At 64.7% G+C, this 15,488-nt stretch carries 16 protein-coding genes; 6 read left to right on the forward strand and 10 right to left on the reverse strand.

Features of this window, described 5'->3' with window-relative positions:
- The 4 genes from tnpB to ACP7DD_RS20365 all read right to left on the reverse strand — a co-directional run.
- Positions 1 to 292 (reverse strand): IS66 family insertion sequence element accessory protein TnpB (gene tnpB, locus ACP7DD_RS20350; protein WP_426176640.1); only part of this gene is annotated, 292 nt, incomplete at its 3' end.
- Positions 223 to 531, reverse strand: a complete 309-nt coding sequence (tnpA, locus tag ACP7DD_RS20355; RefSeq protein ID WP_426176641.1) for an IS66 family insertion sequence element accessory protein TnpA — start codon at positions 529 to 531, stop codon at positions 223 to 225. The genes tnpA and tnpB, both read right to left, overlap by 70 nt.
- Before the next feature lie 293 nt (positions 532 to 824).
- Complete coding sequence (locus tag ACP7DD_RS20360) at positions 825 to 956, reverse strand: hypothetical protein (protein WP_426176642.1); 132 nt, start codon at positions 954 to 956, stop codon at positions 825 to 827.
- Positions 957 to 1,394: 438 nt separating this feature from the next.
- The gene (locus ACP7DD_RS20365) at positions 1,395 to 1,817 is read right to left on the reverse strand and encodes a hypothetical protein (protein ID WP_426176643.1); all 423 of its coding nucleotides are present in this window, start codon (positions 1,815 to 1,817) and stop codon (positions 1,395 to 1,397) included.
- Between the two features lie 193 nt (positions 1,818 to 2,010).
- Here ACP7DD_RS20365 and ACP7DD_RS20370 point away from each other — a divergent pair, with 193 nt between their 5' ends.
- From ACP7DD_RS20370 to ACP7DD_RS20380, 3 genes are all read left to right on the forward strand, one after another.
- Complete coding sequence (locus tag ACP7DD_RS20370; RefSeq protein ID WP_426176645.1) at positions 2,011 to 2,397, forward strand: Rap1a/Tai family immunity protein; 387 nt, start codon at positions 2,011 to 2,013, stop codon at positions 2,395 to 2,397.
- Between the two features lie 7 nt (positions 2,398 to 2,404).
- Positions 2,405 to 2,887, forward strand: coding sequence for a T6SS effector amidase Tae4 family protein (locus tag ACP7DD_RS20375; RefSeq protein ID WP_426176646.1), 483 nt, complete (start codon positions 2,405 to 2,407; stop codon positions 2,885 to 2,887).
- Positions 2,888 to 3,131: 244 nt separating this feature from the next.
- Positions 3,132 to 4,682 carry a L,D-transpeptidase family protein gene (locus tag ACP7DD_RS20380; RefSeq protein WP_426176647.1) on the forward strand — a complete coding sequence of 517 codons (1,551 nt, stop codon included), beginning with the start codon at positions 3,132 to 3,134 and terminating at the stop codon, positions 4,680 to 4,682.
- Here the strand turns inward: ACP7DD_RS20380 and ACP7DD_RS20385 are convergent.
- Genes ACP7DD_RS20385 through ACP7DD_RS20395 form a run of 3 tightly spaced genes read right to left on the reverse strand, consistent with a single transcriptional unit; the run spans position 4,677 to position 8,420 of the window.
- Positions 4,677 to 6,842, reverse strand: a complete 2,166-nt coding sequence (locus ACP7DD_RS20385; RefSeq protein WP_426176648.1) for an AAA family ATPase — start codon at positions 6,840 to 6,842, stop codon at positions 4,677 to 4,679. The two genes, ACP7DD_RS20380 and ACP7DD_RS20385, sit on opposite strands and share 6 nt — an antisense overlap.
- A gap of 51 nt (positions 6,843 to 6,893) precedes the next feature.
- Positions 6,894 to 7,346 (reverse strand): hypothetical protein, encoded by a 453-nt coding sequence (locus tag ACP7DD_RS20390; RefSeq protein WP_426176649.1) that lies wholly within the window; start codon positions 7,344 to 7,346, stop codon positions 6,894 to 6,896.
- A 57-nt stretch (positions 7,347 to 7,403) separates the two neighbouring features.
- Complete coding sequence (locus tag ACP7DD_RS20395) at positions 7,404 to 8,420, reverse strand: helix-turn-helix transcriptional regulator (protein ID WP_426176650.1); 1,017 nt, start codon at positions 8,418 to 8,420, stop codon at positions 7,404 to 7,406.
- Between the two features lie 124 nt (positions 8,421 to 8,544).
- Between ACP7DD_RS20395 and ACP7DD_RS20400 the strand changes: the two genes are divergently transcribed.
- Genes ACP7DD_RS20400 through ACP7DD_RS20410 form a run of 3 tightly spaced genes read left to right on the forward strand, consistent with a single transcriptional unit; the run spans position 8,545 to position 9,975 of the window.
- On the forward strand, positions 8,545 to 8,790 hold the full coding sequence (locus tag ACP7DD_RS20400) for a hypothetical protein (RefSeq protein ID WP_426176651.1): 246 nt from the start codon (positions 8,545 to 8,547) through the stop codon (positions 8,788 to 8,790).
- Entirely contained in the window at positions 8,783 to 9,292 is a 510-nt protein-coding gene (locus ACP7DD_RS20405; RefSeq protein WP_426176652.1) for a tetratricopeptide repeat protein, read from the forward strand. Before ACP7DD_RS20400 ends, ACP7DD_RS20405 begins: the two co-directional genes overlap by 8 nt.
- A 50-nt stretch (positions 9,293 to 9,342) precedes the next feature.
- Positions 9,343 to 9,975, forward strand: coding sequence for a hypothetical protein (locus ACP7DD_RS20410; RefSeq protein ID WP_426176653.1), 633 nt, complete (start codon positions 9,343 to 9,345; stop codon positions 9,973 to 9,975).
- Between the two features lie 15 nt (positions 9,976 to 9,990).
- Here ACP7DD_RS20410 and ACP7DD_RS20415 read toward each other — a convergent pair whose 3' ends face one another.
- The 3 genes from ACP7DD_RS20415 to ACP7DD_RS20425 all read right to left on the reverse strand — a co-directional run bounded on the left by ACP7DD_RS20415 (position 9,991) and on the right by ACP7DD_RS20425 (position 15,409).
- Complete coding sequence (locus ACP7DD_RS20415) at positions 9,991 to 13,413, reverse strand: TM0106 family RecB-like putative nuclease (RefSeq protein WP_426176654.1); 3,423 nt, start codon at positions 13,411 to 13,413, stop codon at positions 9,991 to 9,993.
- A gap of 250 nt (positions 13,414 to 13,663) precedes the next feature.
- Positions 13,664 to 14,158, reverse strand: a complete 495-nt coding sequence (locus ACP7DD_RS20420; protein ID WP_426176655.1) for a hypothetical protein — start codon at positions 14,156 to 14,158, stop codon at positions 13,664 to 13,666.
- 18 nt (positions 14,159 to 14,176) lie between these two features.
- On the reverse strand, positions 14,177 to 15,409 hold the full coding sequence (locus tag ACP7DD_RS20425; RefSeq protein ID WP_426176656.1) for a hypothetical protein: 1,233 nt from the start codon (positions 15,407 to 15,409) through the stop codon (positions 14,177 to 14,179).
- Positions 15,410 to 15,488 lie beyond the last annotated feature (79 nt).

Raw genomic sequence — 15,488 nt, forward strand, 5'->3', positions numbered from 1 at the left:
AGACGAACTGACCGCGGTGCAGTCGACGCAGGCACATCCAAACGCCATTGCCATCCCAGCAGACCAGCTTCAAACGAGTGCGGCGTCGGTTGCTGAACACGTACGCCGTGCCGTCGCAGGGGGCGCAGCCCAACGCCTGCTGCACATGTAGCGAAAGCCCATCGATGCCGGTGCGCATGTCCACAGCCTGAGTGGCCAACAAGAATGACGCTGCCTGCAGCTTCATGCCAGAGCGCGCAGCAATTCTGCGACCCAGCTCGTCGGCAACGCCGGCGGCAGCGTCACGATCCATCCGCTTGGGCTGCGCAAGTTGATTGCCGGTGCGGTGCTGACGGGATGCTGGATCGAGAGCGGCAGCAGCGCCGGCGCCGCATCGACCGTGCTTAAGCGGCGGGCCCAATAGTTCAGCTGCCGCTGGGGGTAGCCATGATTCAATGCAAAGGCTCGCTGCGACTGACCGCTATCGCGCCACTGCGCTACGCGCCCTTCCCACAATGCCGCTCGTCTGTATCCGCCATCCCAGATCTCCATTTTGAAAAATGGAGTATGGCCACCTCACATCGGCAATGGAAGGTGGATGGGCTGGACGCTTACCACCTAACTACGTTGAGAGTTCATGGTCAAGCGATATGCTTGCGACCCATTTTTTGCCATGGTATGTCGCCCGGCGGCCATCGGTGAAAAATGGGGTAAGTCGAGAGGTGGGTTAGCGGAGGGACAGGGATTTCGCGGGGCTGAAGAAGAGTACGTTGAGGATCGGGGTGGTGACACCAACCGGCCCAGTGAGATTGATTCGGTGTGGAGATACCGGCTAAGCTGCATTATTAGCGGGAGAGGTTCGAGCGAATCGGGTCGCGGCTGCGCCCTGGAAGCGTCCGCCCCAGCGCGCGCAATTCAATCTTCGTCACCCACCAGGCATCGCCTTGGAAGGTAAGTTCAATCGCGTCCATCTTCAACGTCATGCCTTCGATGGGGCGCTGCGGCTTCGCTGGGAAGTGACTGTTCCACTTGCTGGTGTCCTCATTGTTAGTTTGGTAGTACGCCGATGCAGCACAACGAGCGTTTTCAGTAGCCTTGTATCGTTTCGTGCCACAGACTGGCAGCTTCCAGCCGCGTCGCAAAGCTGAAGCGGGAAGGCCACGAAGCGGTCGACACGATCCACCATTTCGGCCTGGCTCAGGTGGACGAAAACCCAGCTGAGAACTGCCGAGACGTCACGCGCCTGCTCCAGTACGCGCGCATTTTCCTCATTGATCCAATGGCGCATCGAGTCTTGCGCCGCGAAGCCTTTGTCGCCCCGGCCAATGACGTCATTAACCCGCCAGCCCGCGTCTTCCCTCACGAGCAGGTACCGCAGTGTGCGCTGCTCAGATTCCCCCTGTTGCGGCCAAACGTTAAAGGAAACGTCGATTGTATCGATGCCCGATCGTAACTGCCCTGAACTGGGACTTCTGGAAGTTCAGATCGGGTGCGATCTCGTGTGCGTTCAGGACGTTGTCACCGCAAACAGCATATCCGCACTTTTCGTCGCCCCTGGACAGCGTGCTGCAGAGGCGCTTGTTGGTGGTAATCGCCGCGTCCGCGTGTTTCGAGTAGAACGCGCCGGGCCGCATATCAAAATGCGCCCTAATCTGAGGCCGGGAGAGATAGGCTTTGTAAAAGCCGCTGAGGAATTCTATCTGTTGCTGCGCGTCTGAATATGAAGACTTGGCCAACGCGAGCGCCGTTATTACTGCGCACAGGACAAGCGCTATGGGTACGGCGAGGGAATTCTCTGAAGTTTTCATGGCGTCGCTGAATTTTTTGGACGTCTGCATTGTCGGTCTTGGATGGAGCCGGAGGATTGGCCGTCGTCAATGGCCTATTGGCTTATGGGGCCGCTCGAGATGCATTCTTCTCTATCCGCCAAAGAGATAGCGGCGGCGCCAGCCTACTTCGGTCATTGCGTTAGCTCAAGTAGAGGTTTCCCGACAGCAGCATGATGCTGAGTCAGACCGACCGGAGAGCCGAATGAAATCGACCGTTTGCATACTGATTTTTCTAAGTCTGCTTACCCCAATGTGTGCTGCGCAACCTGCCAAAGTTGCACCCCGCATGACAGGCCAACAGCTTGTTGATCAGTTCCTCGGGCCGCCGAAAGAGTACGGGAAGATGAGCGGCCGCACATACACGTACCACCAGCTCGCGCAGGGATACCTGGACGGCATCAACGACGCGACAGAAGGAAAACTCTGGTGTTACACGGGCCGCTGGAAGCCGCATGAGCGAGACAGCGAGCTGATCCTGGAACTGTCGAAGTTGCCGGCGGCTACCCTCAAAGGCACCGCAGCGCCGCTGGTGCTCGAATTTCTCATCAAGAAGTATCCCTGTCACACCTCGCCCAACCCCAATCAGTGAGACTGCAATGAAACCTCGATTTGCGGCGGTCGCCGCTGGCTATCCGACAAGCCCTCCCCACGATACGGCAGCACTTTTTAGCATTATCGGATGGGAGGACTTGGTTACCAATGGAAATTATGAAAATACCTGCGCTATTCGGGTCAGCATCGCGCTTGCCAGTGCAGGCGTCCGGATTCCAGGGCGAATGAGTATCAGGAAAGGTACGCTGAAGGGGCGCTTGATCGAGCCTGGTCAGGCGCGTCTGTCGATGATTCTCGCACGACGGAATATGCTCGGGGCACCAGAAAAATTCAAAGGCTCGCCTGCCGCCGAAAGGGGTATCGGGATGCGGTGCGGGATCGTTTCGTTCTGGCGCCTTTATCCAACGCGTGTCGGCGACAATCAAGGGCATATCGACGTCGTCTCGCCAAACGAATATAACTTCCTGACGTGCAAAGGCCACTGCTATTTCGGCGCAGCGGAGATTTGGTTTTGGCCGCTAAGATGACACTGCTTGCGATGGGCAAGCGCGTCGACTTGCATTAGTGGTCGCGCCCCTCGGGCTGATGGGGCCGATTGGTCAAAATTTGATGCATGTCACAATTATTCCGCCTTACTTGTGGAAAACTACGACGCATTGATATTGATCAAACTCATTGCCGATGAAGACCGAAATAGACATCTCGCGCCTGTCAGTGCTCCGAGGCGGCGACGCCTTGCTACGCCGATGCTGTGCGCTCGCGGCGCTCCTGTTGGCAGCGCAGTGTGCCTGGGCCGGTTCGGTGCCGGAACGCATCCGTTCACTGGCCAGCGAATACGCGCAGGCCGTCCGCACTGCCGCATCGCCTTACGACGAACGGGCATGGCTCGAACGCTTCTACGGCGCGCGCGACTATGCGCCGGCCTGGACGGGTGGGGCGGCGGCGCAAGCGCAGGCGTTGTTGGGCAAGGCCGAGGAACACGGTCTGGCGGCGCAGGATTACGATCCGCGCGCGTTGGCGGTACGCATGCGCGCGCACGGTTCAGTGGCCGCGGACGAGGCCGCCGACCAGGACGCCGCGCTGACGCTGGCGCTGCTGCGCTACCTGGCCGACTTGCACGCCGGGCGCGTCCGCTCCGACTTTGCGGTGGCGCGCGTGGTCGATCCGGTCAAGTTGCTGCAGCAAGCGCTGGCCGATCGCAATCTGGCAGCGGCGGTCGAGGCGGCCGAGCCGCGCCTGGCGGTGTATCAGCGGCTGAAGGCCGCGCTGGCCGAATACCGCAAGCTCGCTGCATTGCCGAGCGCGGCCGTCCCTGCGATCCCGTCCACCCGCGCGATCGAAGTCGGCGCCGCGTACGCCGGTGCGCCTGAGCTGGGCGCGCGCCTGGCGCTGCTTGGGGACTTGGCCCCGGAGGCCGTTACGCCGGCCAGCACCTACAGCGCCGAACTGGTGCAGGCGGTCAAGCGCTTCCAGGATCGGCATGGTCTCGACGCAGACGGCAAGCTCGGTCGGCAGACGGTGGCGGCGTTGAACGTGCCATTGTCGGCGCGCGTGCGTCAGATCGAACTGTCGATGGAACGGCTGCGCTGGCTGCCGGACCTGTCGGGCGGACCGTTCATCGCGGTCAACCTGCCGTCGTTTCGGCTGTGGGCGTTTAAAGCGGCCGGCGCCGCGCCGGTGCTGGCAACGCGCGTCATCGTCGGCAAGGCGGTGCGCACGCAGACGCCGTTGTTCATCGGCACGCTGCGCTATATCGAGTTCAATCCGTACTGGAACGTTCCGCCCAGTATCCTGCGCGATGAAATATTGCCGGCGGTGCTGAAGGACCCGGGCTACCTAGTCAAGAACGACATGGAAGTAGCCGGCTCCGGCGCGCAGATGGTCGATGCGGCCACACTTGCCGCGCTGCGCTCAGGCAAGATGCGGGTGCGCCAGCGGCCCGGCCCGAAGAATGCGCTCGGCGGCATCAAGTTCGGCTTGCCAAATACGATGAACATTTATCTTCACTCGACGCCGGCGCGCGCATTATTCGCGCGTTCACGGCGCGACTTCAGTCATGGCTGCATTCGTGTCGAGGATACTGTGGCGCTGGCCAACTTCGTCTTGGGCGACCAGGCCGGCTGGACGCCAGAAGCGATCGACGCGGCGATGGCGCCCGGCCCGAATCGCACGGTGCAACTGAAGGCGTCGATGCCGGTGGTGATCTTCTACGCCACGGCCATCATCGATGTCGACGGGCGGCCGCTGTTTCCGGACGACGTCTACCGGCTCGACGGCGCGCTCGAACGTACCCTTGCGGCCTTTTCTGCCCAGTCGCTATAAAAAGCCCATGCGCCGCCCAGATCCGCGGTCCGGCTTGGCCCGCCATTCGAACGCCAGTTCGGCGAGCCACTCATCCGCGCCAGCCTCACACCCGAGCAACGCGAATCGCTTCCGCACATTGGCAAAATCACCTGGCGTCAAGCCGTCCATCGCTTCCAGCGCTTGCAGGCATGGCCGCGACAGCACCGGCTCATGAAGAAGGTCGCCCAGCATGCGCGCCCGTTGCGCGAGGGTGAGCGGCTTGAACTCCAGCCGAAACGTAAAGCGGCGGAGCAACGCATTATCCAGGCGGCTTGCGTGGTTCGTCGCGCAGAGGAAGACGCCGGCAAACGGTTCGAGCTGGCGCAGGAATTCAGCGGTGACCGTTTCGGTGCAGCGATGCGCCGCCGCGTCGCGCGCGCCCAGCACGGTCTCGGCCTCGTCGAGGAAAATCACTTGCGATTTCGGATCGCATTCGCTGAACAGGCGCGCGACGTTCCGCTCCGATTCGCCAAACCACTTTACGTTGATGTCGGACGCCGTCAGGTACAGCAGCTCGCGCCCCAGGCTGTCGGCGATCTGGCGGGCCAGCTGCGTCTTGCCGGTGCCGGGCGGTCCGTTCATCAGCACCGTGCCGGCGCCATTGCGCGCGATCGCATCGATCACCTGGGCAGCGGTGAAGGCGCCTTCAAGGTGCAGGTAGCCGGTATCGAAGGGCGTCACCGGCTGCGGCAACGCGCCGCCGGCGGAAATCTGCAAGACCCCGGCGTGACTGTTCAGATGCGTCATCACCACGCGGTCGTGCGCGCCGGCCTTGCCGTCCGCAAGGCCGACCGCCCGCGCACACTGCGCAAGGAGCCGCGGTGAAAAGTCGCGCCGCTGCGCCACCGCGGCGATGGCCGCACCGGAGACGCCGGCCGGCTCCAGCAGGCGCTGCGCAATCTGGCGGCGTACCTGGATGTGCTGGGTGTCGAAGCGCAGGCAGAACGTGAACGGGGCGAGGTCGAGGCCATCTGCCTCGGCGACGATCCATACCGTCGGGTGGACGCTGGTCGGCATCGCGCGGTCGAACCACGCCTGGCTGCCGATCGCGCCCGGCACTGATATGCGCCGCGATCCGCCGGCTGCATCCGGGAATACGCCATCGGCCTCGTCAACCACCAGCAGCGCCGGCGCGGCGGGGCCGAGCAATTGGCCTGCGGCCTGTAGCGCGGTCAGTCGTTGTATGCGCGAGGCGCTGCTGCCTTCCTTGTCCCTGCCTGGCACCTGGTATGCCGGACACGTGAGCCGGCCGGCCAGGTGGCGGGCGAATGCGCTCTTGCCGGTGCCCGCCGCGCCCACCAGCAGGATGTGGATGCCGGCACTGCGCCGCGCGAGCGCGGTTTCCACTATCGCGTGCACCATGCGTTCCTCGTCTTCAAGGCCGGGCCATTGCAGGGGCGCTTCGGCAGGCCTGGCAACTGGTTCCACCATCGCCAGCAGGAGCGCTTCGGCGCTGGCGCGCGGCTGCTCGAAAAGGCGCCGGCCGAACGCGGACAGGTGCAGCATCTGGCCGAGCGAACGATCGTCCGCCAGCGACGGCGGCAGCAGGCCGGCCTGGTACAGGCGGCCGCCGGGAGCGAGCGCGCCCCGTACCTGCTCCGCGGTGGACCCAGTGGCGGCGGCGAGCGCGCGGTAGACCCGCTCCACCGGGGTGCCGATGTCGAGGCACGACAATCCGCCGACCGACAGTTCGCACGCTGCGGCCAGCTCGAGCAGCAGGTACTCGGTGTCGTCGAGATCGAACAGCGCGCGCACCTGGCGCAGGTTGTCGCCGATGCCCAAACCGGCAGCGCCGCGGCCAGCTCCGAGCGCTGCGAGAACGGCGCGGTACATCGGCTCCAGCGCTGCCGGCGTGTTCGACAGCTTCTTGCCCAGCCATAGGTGCAAGTCATGCGCGGTGCCGGCAGCGGCGGCGTCGAACAGTGCGATCCATTCCGGTCCGTATTCCACCGCCGGCAGGGCGTCGAATTCGGCGCGCGCCGCCATGGCAGCCGGCCGCAGCGCACGTCCGAGCTCGTCGTGGAAGTGGCCGTTGACGCTGTCCTGCTCGGCCAGCGAAATTCGGACGGCGGCAATCAGGACGTGCAGGTTGGCGGCGTCTTCGCGCTCGCGGGCATTGCGGGAGGTGTCGTTTGGCATAGAGTCAATGTCGTTGAACAGGTATGCATTATTGGCGCGGGTAGCGACAAGCTATGTCGCTAGCGAGGATGCGCGCACGATCGCCACGCCATGCGTTCGCTGGCGGCGCAGGAACGCCGACAGCGCTTCCCGCGTCGATTCAAATGGCAGCGCCGCGCCAATCGCAATGACGTCGAGCGGCAGCGCGCCGATATCGATCGCAACGACCGCCACCAGGCGATTGTCGACCACGACGAAGTTGATCCCATCGTCGGCTTGCGCGGTCGCACCCAGCGCGATCGCTATCCATTCGCGCTCGTGGCATGACGCCGGAGCACGAAAGCGCATCAGGCAGGCGCCGATACATTCGCGGAATTTGTCCCAGCATGGCGTCAGCAGCTCGGTGCGATGCTGTTCGCCGAAGCGATTGACGGCGCTGACGAAATAATCTTCGCAGCACTGATACAGCGTTTGCACGATGGCGAGCTGCTGTTCATGCGAGTAGATGGCCGGCAGCAGCTGCATGTTGGCCCCCGCATGCGCGGCTGTAAAGCGCCGACAATCCGCGTCGCAGGTGCCCCGTCAGCCGCCGGCGCTATATATATGCGACATTTTGCCGACCATTTCCCTGATCTGCGCGCGCAGTGATGCCGGCGCCAGCACCTCGACGCCGTCCCCCATCCCCAGCAGCCACCATTGCAGTTCCCTGGTATTGGGAACCGTCGCGGTCAGTTCGAGCCGGCCGTCGTCAAGCTCCACCAGCCGCTGGCCCCTCGACAGCGCCGTCTCGTGAAGGTGCTCTCCCGCGCGCCGCGAGAACACTGCCTTGAGCTCGACCGGATCGCCGTTGCGCACGCCCAGGTTGCCCGACTCGATATAGGCGTCGATCGAGAAGTCGGCCTGCTTGCGGCTGGCCAGGTACAGCATCTCGGCCGATTGCACGCGGTGCATGGCGAGCGTGCGCACGTCGTCGTAGTCGGCGAACAGGCACACCAGGTAGATCAGCGGGCCGCGCTGGATCACCGCCAGCGGGTGGACCGCTTCGTAGACGACGGCAGAAGCGACGTCGCGCTTCTTGTAGGCCAGCTTCAGCTGCCGGTCGCGCATCAGCGCGTCGTACACCACGCGCTGGCATTGCTGGTCCACTTGCGGCGCAATCAGCGGCTGCATCGGGCTGATGGTGCGCACCTTGTCGAGCCACGTATTGGTTTGCGCATCGGTCTCGATGGCGCGCAGCGCCTGCCCGGCCGACTTGAAATACGGCTGCAAGGCGTCCAGCGTGGCAGGCGGCAGTGCATTGGCCAGGTGCTGTTCGACCAGGGTGAAGGTGAGCGCCTCCGGCACCGACAGGCCGGGCAGGTCGAAGTTGGGTGAGTCGTGGCGCCAGCTCCAGCCGAACGGTTTGTCGCGGTCATCGACCACCAGCGGGAATACCTGCAGCAGCTCCTGCAGGTCGCGCTGCACGGTGCGCTCGGTGACGATGAATTCCTCGATCGCCAGGCGGTCGCGGATGTCCTGCACCGTGATTTTTCGCGGCGCGCGCGGAATCATGTGCAGCATGTGCCATTGCCGGAGGAGGGTGTGCTGATTCGTCGCCATGCGCTGTGTCCGAGTTGGTTGCCAGCCGACAATGTAGCAAACATCCGGCTTGGCCGGGGCGTTTGCGACGTGGCTTGTCGCATTGGTCCATATGATGAAAGCCTGCACAAAACAGGAGGAACCCATGCTGATTACGATTTCACCCGAGCAGGTCGAGCGCGTGCGCGCGCTGGTGGCGCCAATCACCGCGGCGCATTTCGACGAGGGATGCGAGCCGCCCGGCTACTCCATTCACGTCTGGTTCGGCGGCCCGTACGGCAACAGCGCCGAGGCGCACTGCGGAAGCCAGACGGTCGATCTTGGCGAGATGTCGGTGCAGCAGGACGGCTGGAATACCGCCGATGCGGCGAAGGACAACGCCGATGATTGATTGCGAATCGGCGGCACTCTTTGATCTGGGCGCGCTGCACGACGACCCTGATGCGGGCCGGTTCGACCTGGCCGAAGCCTTGCGCTGCTACCGCCTGGCGGCGGCGCGCGGCAACGACATGGCGCAATTTAACCTGGGCGTGATGTATGACCTGGGCCGCGGGGTCGAGCAGGATGCCACGCGGGCCGCGCGCTGGTTCTATTGCGCGGCACTGCAGGGCAACGCATCGGCGCAAAACAGCCTCGGCGTCATGGTCGAGCATGGCCAGGCCGGCGGCGGCCACCTGGCCCGGGCGGCAGAGTGGTATCGCCTGGCGGCCGGGCAGGGCAACGCGGAAGCGCAGTGCAATCTGGCGGCGCTGTACCTGCACGGCCGCGGCGTTGCGCAAGATTATGCCAGGGCGCTCGCGTTGTACTGCGCGTCGGCCGGGCAAGGCAACGCAGAAGCGCAGGCGTGGCTGAGCGCCATCGGCAATGCGCTGCCGGCTGACATTTTCAGCTAGAAAATTTTGCGATATGATCGCTTTTTAAGCACAACGCAAAGGGAATGAACGTGAAAGATCTGATGGGCGAATTCATCGAGCGGCAAAGCGCGCTGGCCACCGAAATCGAGAACAGGTTTGCGGAGTATTTCCGCGCCGCTGTCGTGCCACCGTTTGGCGACAACGGACCGGTGCGGGCAGGCTATGGCATTGTGTCGCGTCTGCTTGCGTCGCCTGGCTGCAGCGCCGAGGCGGTGGCGAAGCGCATCGCCCAGCTGCCGTCGGGCCAGGGCGTGTATGTCATCATGACCGATTACGCGGTGCCGGGCGCCGGCGCCTCGAGCTTCGGCGTGCCCGGCAGCGGCCTGAAGGCAATCTACCGCGGCCACTCGTCGAACATCCGCGAACGCGTCATGGGGCATGTGACGCATGGCGCCTACATGGCCATGTGCGCCAGCAAGAAGGACAAGAAACCGTGGAGCGCATTCTTCAAGATCGAGGACGCGCCCGGTGATGGCGGTCTCGACATTACAAGCGCGCCCTACAACGGCGCGACGTGGGCGATCGTCGCGTTCGAAATGAAGGACTCGACCAGGCCTTTGCGCGAACTGGCCGAGAACGGATTTTCCGGCGCCTTCGGAACACCGGCAAGATCGGTCAAGGAACCGAATACCCCGCTGGCCAATTTTGCCGTGGCGGCATAGCAGCGCCGGCGAAGCCTACGCGTGCACGAACAGGCGCGACAGCAAGTTCACCTTGCGCATCTGCTCCGGGGTACTGACCCTGGTTGTTACCAGCCCCGGATGCATCACCACCACCGCCAGGCTTTGCGCGCGCGATACGGCAACATTGAGGCGATGCTCGTCGAACAGGAACTCCATGCCGCGCGGCGAGTCGTTGGCGTCGCTACTGCACATCGACACGAACACGATGGCCGCTTCCTGGCCCTGGAAGCGGTCCACCGTGCCGACCTTGGCCGCGTCGCCGCCGGCCAGCAGCGCGAGCCGTGACCTCAGCTTGTTGACCTGAAAATTGTACGGCGCGACGAACAGCATGTCGTCCCAGCCGACCTGGCGCTCGTTGCCGTTCTTGTCGACCAGTGTGCGGGTCAGCAGTTTGGCGGCGAGCGCGGCGATTGCTTCTGCTTCTTCGTCGCTGGCCTGGCTGTTGCCGTCGTGGCGCACCGGCACGATGACGATGCCGGCGTCTCGGTCCAGGGCGCCGGCATAGCCGTCGGGCACGCGCACCACCTGGCGTTCGTTGCCGTCGGCGGCGCGCAGGCGGCCTTCGTAGATGGCGTCGGAAATGAAGCGGTTCACGGCCGGGTGCATGCGCGACGTCGTGTCGAGGAACACGCCGGCGTCTTCGGCGATGGTGGCCTGAGCGCCCATGAAATAATCGAGCGTCGACATGCCGCTTTCGCCGGGGTGGGTGCCCTGGGTCGGCTGGCCCAGCTGCATCTGGTCGCCGATCAGGACGATGTTGTCGGCGGCATGGCTCATGCCCACCAGGTTGGCGACGCTGACCTGGCCGGCTTCATCGACGAACAGGTAGTCGAACTGCTTCTCCAGCTCTGCGCGGCAAAATCCCCACGCCGTGGTGCCGGCCACGCAGCCGGGCTGGATCCATTCCGCCAGCGATTTATTGTCGAGCACGACAACGCCCAGATCGTCGAGGACGGCGTCGGTATGCTTGGTGCAGGCAAACGCGGCGACGATGCCTTGCTTGCGGCACACCTCGGCCGTGCGGATCAGCAAATTGTTGATCGCCTTGTGGCTGTTGCTGCTGATCCCCACCTTCTTACCTTGCCGCATCAGCTCGGCAATAACGTGCGAGGCGGTGTAGGTCTTGCCGGTGCCCGGAGGCCCCTGGATCGTCAGGCAGGTTTGCTGCAGGCCGGACACGGCTGCAATGATGCCGGCCAGGCGATCGGCGCTGCCATTGCCGGTGACGATCGGCTGGCCGGGCACAATGCCGGCGATGCGCGGCGGCCGGCGCTGCAGGAAGTCGACGATCGCCGACGTGCCGGCGCCGCCATCGAGCCAGGCTTGCGCCACGCGCTCGATGGCGCCGGGAATCGGATCGGGCTTGACGAATTCGTTGGGAATGAGCGTGATGTGTGCCGGCGGCTCGGCCCTGGTCCTGATCAGCACCTGGCCGGCGGCCGAGTCGATCGCCGCTACCGTGATCTGGGCGTCGGGCGCTTCCAGCACGTAGTAAGCGCCCGCCAGTCCTTTGCATTCCTGGTTCGGATCATAGCGGTATTCGTACGTGAGGTTGCGCTCGCCGGGCTTGGACTTGAACGGCGCGCGGTCGGTGCGCCGGCAGCCGGCTATGCAGTCGAGGTCTTCGAACAGTTCGCTCTCGGTGTTGCCCAGCCGGTCGAACAGTCGCCAGAACATCGGCTTGTTTTCGCGCCGGTGAAATTCGAGCAGCCAGGCCAGCGTTTCGGCCAGCGGTACGCCGGCAGCGCCTGCGTCGCGTTCGCGCGCGGCCATCGCCAGCAGGTCGGCGTGCAGCGGCGGCGGCTCGATGTGCACTTTCGGCGCCGCATCTTGCTCATGCGCGGCGGTTGACCCGTAAGCGATGCCGTTGACCTGCTGCTGCTCGCGCAGCCAGTCGACCAGCTCCTGGGTCGAGTCGCAATCGTCCTTGTTGTAGTCGCGGATGTCGGACAGGCTCTTGTCCTGTTTCCACGCGTCGGGCGGCGGCGTGCGGCCGGCGTTGTCGAGCGCGAACTGACTGCGCCAGGCGTCGTAGACGACGACCGAATCGCCGCCGTTGGCCACTTCCGTGTTGCGCTTCGGCCGGTAAAGGTGTTCGACGTTCTTGATCGAATAGCGTGGCTCGCCCAGCAGCAGGCATCCCTTGACGACCTTGTACAGGTCGACGAACACCTCGTTGCGCAGCAGCTGGTCCACTTCCATTTCGCAGATGCCGTGCCGGCCCATCAGTTTCCGGCAGGCAGTGATTTCGTAGCTCGCGTAGTGGTAGATGTGCATGCCCGGATCGCGCAGCCAGCGGGCGTAGGCCCACGCGATGAAATCGGCGAAACACTGCTTCTCCTGGGCGGCGTCGTGCGCCCAGAAATCGATGAACTGGCGCTGCCCGTCGTCGTCGAAATAAGTGCTGCCCCACAGATATTCGAGGCCGCCTTTTTCGAGCGGAAAGCCTTCGATATCGAAGAAGATATCCTGCGCCGACGGCGGCGGCAGCAGTTCGAGCCCCTGGCCGGTTGCGCGCAATATGTCGAACCGCGGCCGCTCCAGATTGGCGCTGGCGCACTGGATCGCTGCCTGCGCGCGCAGCCTGGCGAGCACCGGCGCGTTGATGCCCTTGATGGCCGAGCCCAGCGGCAATTCGGCCAGCTGGCGCATGGTGGCGATGCCGGCGGCGTTGAGCTTGCCGATCTGGCTCTTGCGGATATTCGCCACCTGGATCAGGTGGTCGCGCTCGAGCAGCAGGCCGTTGGCGTAGTCGGACCAGTGTCCCCACGCATCGGAATCGGCCGGGTCGGGCGGTGCATCGCTTTCGAAGCGCGCCTGCGCCTGCAGGAACTCGGCCTTGATGCACTGATAGTAGGACAGGTAGTCGGTGGTCTTGAACGGCTGGTCGTCGCCATTGCCGAGTGCCACGGTCAGCGTCTCTGGCAGGCGCTGCTGCACCGGCGCCAGCATGTCGGCGTAGCAGCACATCTGCAGCAGGTAGGCCGGCTTGACGGCCGACGACAGCTTGGTGTCCCACACGACGTAATGCCAGTCGCCCAGCGCCGACTGGCCCGCCACCTTGACGAGGAAATCGGCAACGCCGGCAAACGGCGCCAGCTCCAGATAAGCCTGGTAGATGATGTCGGCGCCTGCATGCAGGGCGGCGCGGGTGGCGGCGGCGCGTTCCTCGCGCGGCCCGTCGGCCGGAATGACGTGGACGCTTTTTCCGGCGGCGCGAAACAGTGCCAGCCTGGCCGACTCGTGCGCGAGGCCGCGCTCGGCCAGCAAGGTCATCAGGCCATCCGGCGCGTCCGCCGCCGGCACCCGGTCCCGGTGCTCGAGCGCAAAGCGCGCCATCCAGCTGGCAAACGGGCTGTCGACAAACGTCGTCAGGTCGGTCGGGGAATACACGATGGCGGCGCCATTTTTCTGCATGTTGTTGTCCTGGTCAGGAGTCCGGCTAAAGGCGCATCCCGGGGTGGTCAGTTTGCCTGTTCACCGGTAGGGCGGGAGTGAGAAAGTATCTCATGGGCAATTTTTCGGCGCAAGGCGGTCCCTCGCTTCGCGAGCTTGCTTGCAGACTGCCGACCAGCCAGTCGGCAATTTGGCTGACACGGATGAAGCGCTTGAATGGCAGGGTGAGGAAACGATTGCACACCGCGGGTTGCGAGGCAGCCGGCGCGGCCTAGTCCGCTGGCCCGGCTTCCTCGCGCAGCCGGGCCGGCCACAGGAAGCTCGGCAGCGACAGGCGCACTTCATCGTCGGTCTGGTCCGGCACGGCGCGCAGGTCCAGCGCCCACTCGCGCACGACTTTGCCGGCAGCGATGTCGAGATAGAGTTCGTCGTCCCAGACTTGCTGAGGCGGGTAGCCGGTGTAGCGCCGGCGCCCGCGCGAGGCGCGCAGTATCCCGCTGAACCACGTCGCGTCGATTGGGTCCTCGGCGTGCGGAAACAGCGCGAGAGCGTCGGCCGCATGCGCGCTGAGCCTGGTCAGGCACATGACGCGGTCCTGCCCGCGATGCCGGAGTTCCCAATCGGCGTAATAGCCGTTCGAACAGCCCGGCCGGCCACGAAAACGGGGACGCGACGGCAGCAACGCCAGGTAGGCATCGAGCGGGAAGCAATCGATCGAAAAGCGCGTGCCGTCGACGTGCAGCGGTTCGGCAAAATCCATGCTCATGGCGCGTCCCTTCGGTTGTCAGGCAGCTGGCCGCGGCTGGCCGGCAGATGCGCCGAACGCCTGTTCGGCCAGCACCTGCAGCAGCCTGACCTGGTCCGCGCCGATATCGTCACGGCCCAACACCTCGTCAATGAGCTCTTGCCCGCGCGCCGTATCCTTGAGTGCATCGACCAGTTCCGTGCCGGTCGGGCGCACGCCGCGTCGCAGCAGAAGCGCCACCATCTCGGCGCGCTGGGCGACCAGGTCGGATTCGTCCGAGTAGAGGTCATACGGGCGCGACGTCAGCGCGGTGCGCAGGGCCAGTTCGCCGGCGCCCTGCAGGTCAGCGCCGGCCGCCAGCAGCATCTCGACGGTTGCCTCGTCGAGCGAGGCGACGCCGGCAATCAGCGCCGCGTCGCCGTCTGCGTGCAAGTTTGCGCCGTGCGCGAGCAACCAGCCGAGGGCGTCGATGGCCATGTCCCTGGCGGCGGCTGCCAACGCTGCGGCGCCATCGGCGCGGATGTCGGCGTCCTCGGCCAGCAGAAACTCGAGCATGGCCGTGTTATCGGCTGCCGCGGCTGACGGCAGCGCCGCGGCCAGCATGTCAGCGCGGTCGAGGCCGCCCTCCAGCAACGCCAGCAGGATGCGCTGGTAGTCGGCATCGGTGCGCTCGGGCGTCAGGTGGCCGTCCTCGTGCAGGAAACGCGTGTGCACACCCGCTGCAGGCGTGCGCAACGCGGCATACCCGTCCGCGCGGGGATCGGCGCCGTGCTGCAACGCCAGGCGTACGCCGTCATCTTGCGCATGCCGGCAGGCCGTCTCGAGGAATTTGTTCCAGAACGCGGAGCGCCAGTCGTCAGGGCGCGTGCCATCATGGCTGAAGGTTTCGCGCAGCCCTGCCATGCGTCCGGCAACGAAGGCGCCCAGCCACGCGTCGCTGGTCGTGACCGGCAGGCGCGGGCCGTTGGCCATGACGGCGTCGGCGACCGCTTCCGGCCATGCGGTGTCGAATTCGTCGATGTGTTCGCTCAGCAGTCCGACTGCGAGCCGAAAATCAAAATCGAACGCGGACCCGTTGGCCAGCACGGCGGCAAGCTTCAGGTGCGGCGCCAGCGCCGATGTGGCGAGGAAACAAAGCATGGCGTCCTGGTAGCGCGGCACGTTGTGCATCGGCGTCATGTGGTGCTGTTCGAGCAGCCCCTGCCATTGCCGGCGGATCTCGTCCAGGGTAGTGCATCGTTCGAGCGGAAGATGCCAGTGCAGGTTGTCCATGGTTTGGTTCGGGTGGTGAAAGTTGAAGTGAAAAGCCTGGCGACGGCCGCTGACCATAGTATATATTGGCGCCAGGAAA

It is taken from the genome of Massilia sp. TWR1-2-2 (assembly GCF_049897565.1).
Lineage (GTDB): Bacteria > Pseudomonadota > Gammaproteobacteria > Burkholderiales > Burkholderiaceae_D > JAFCUW01.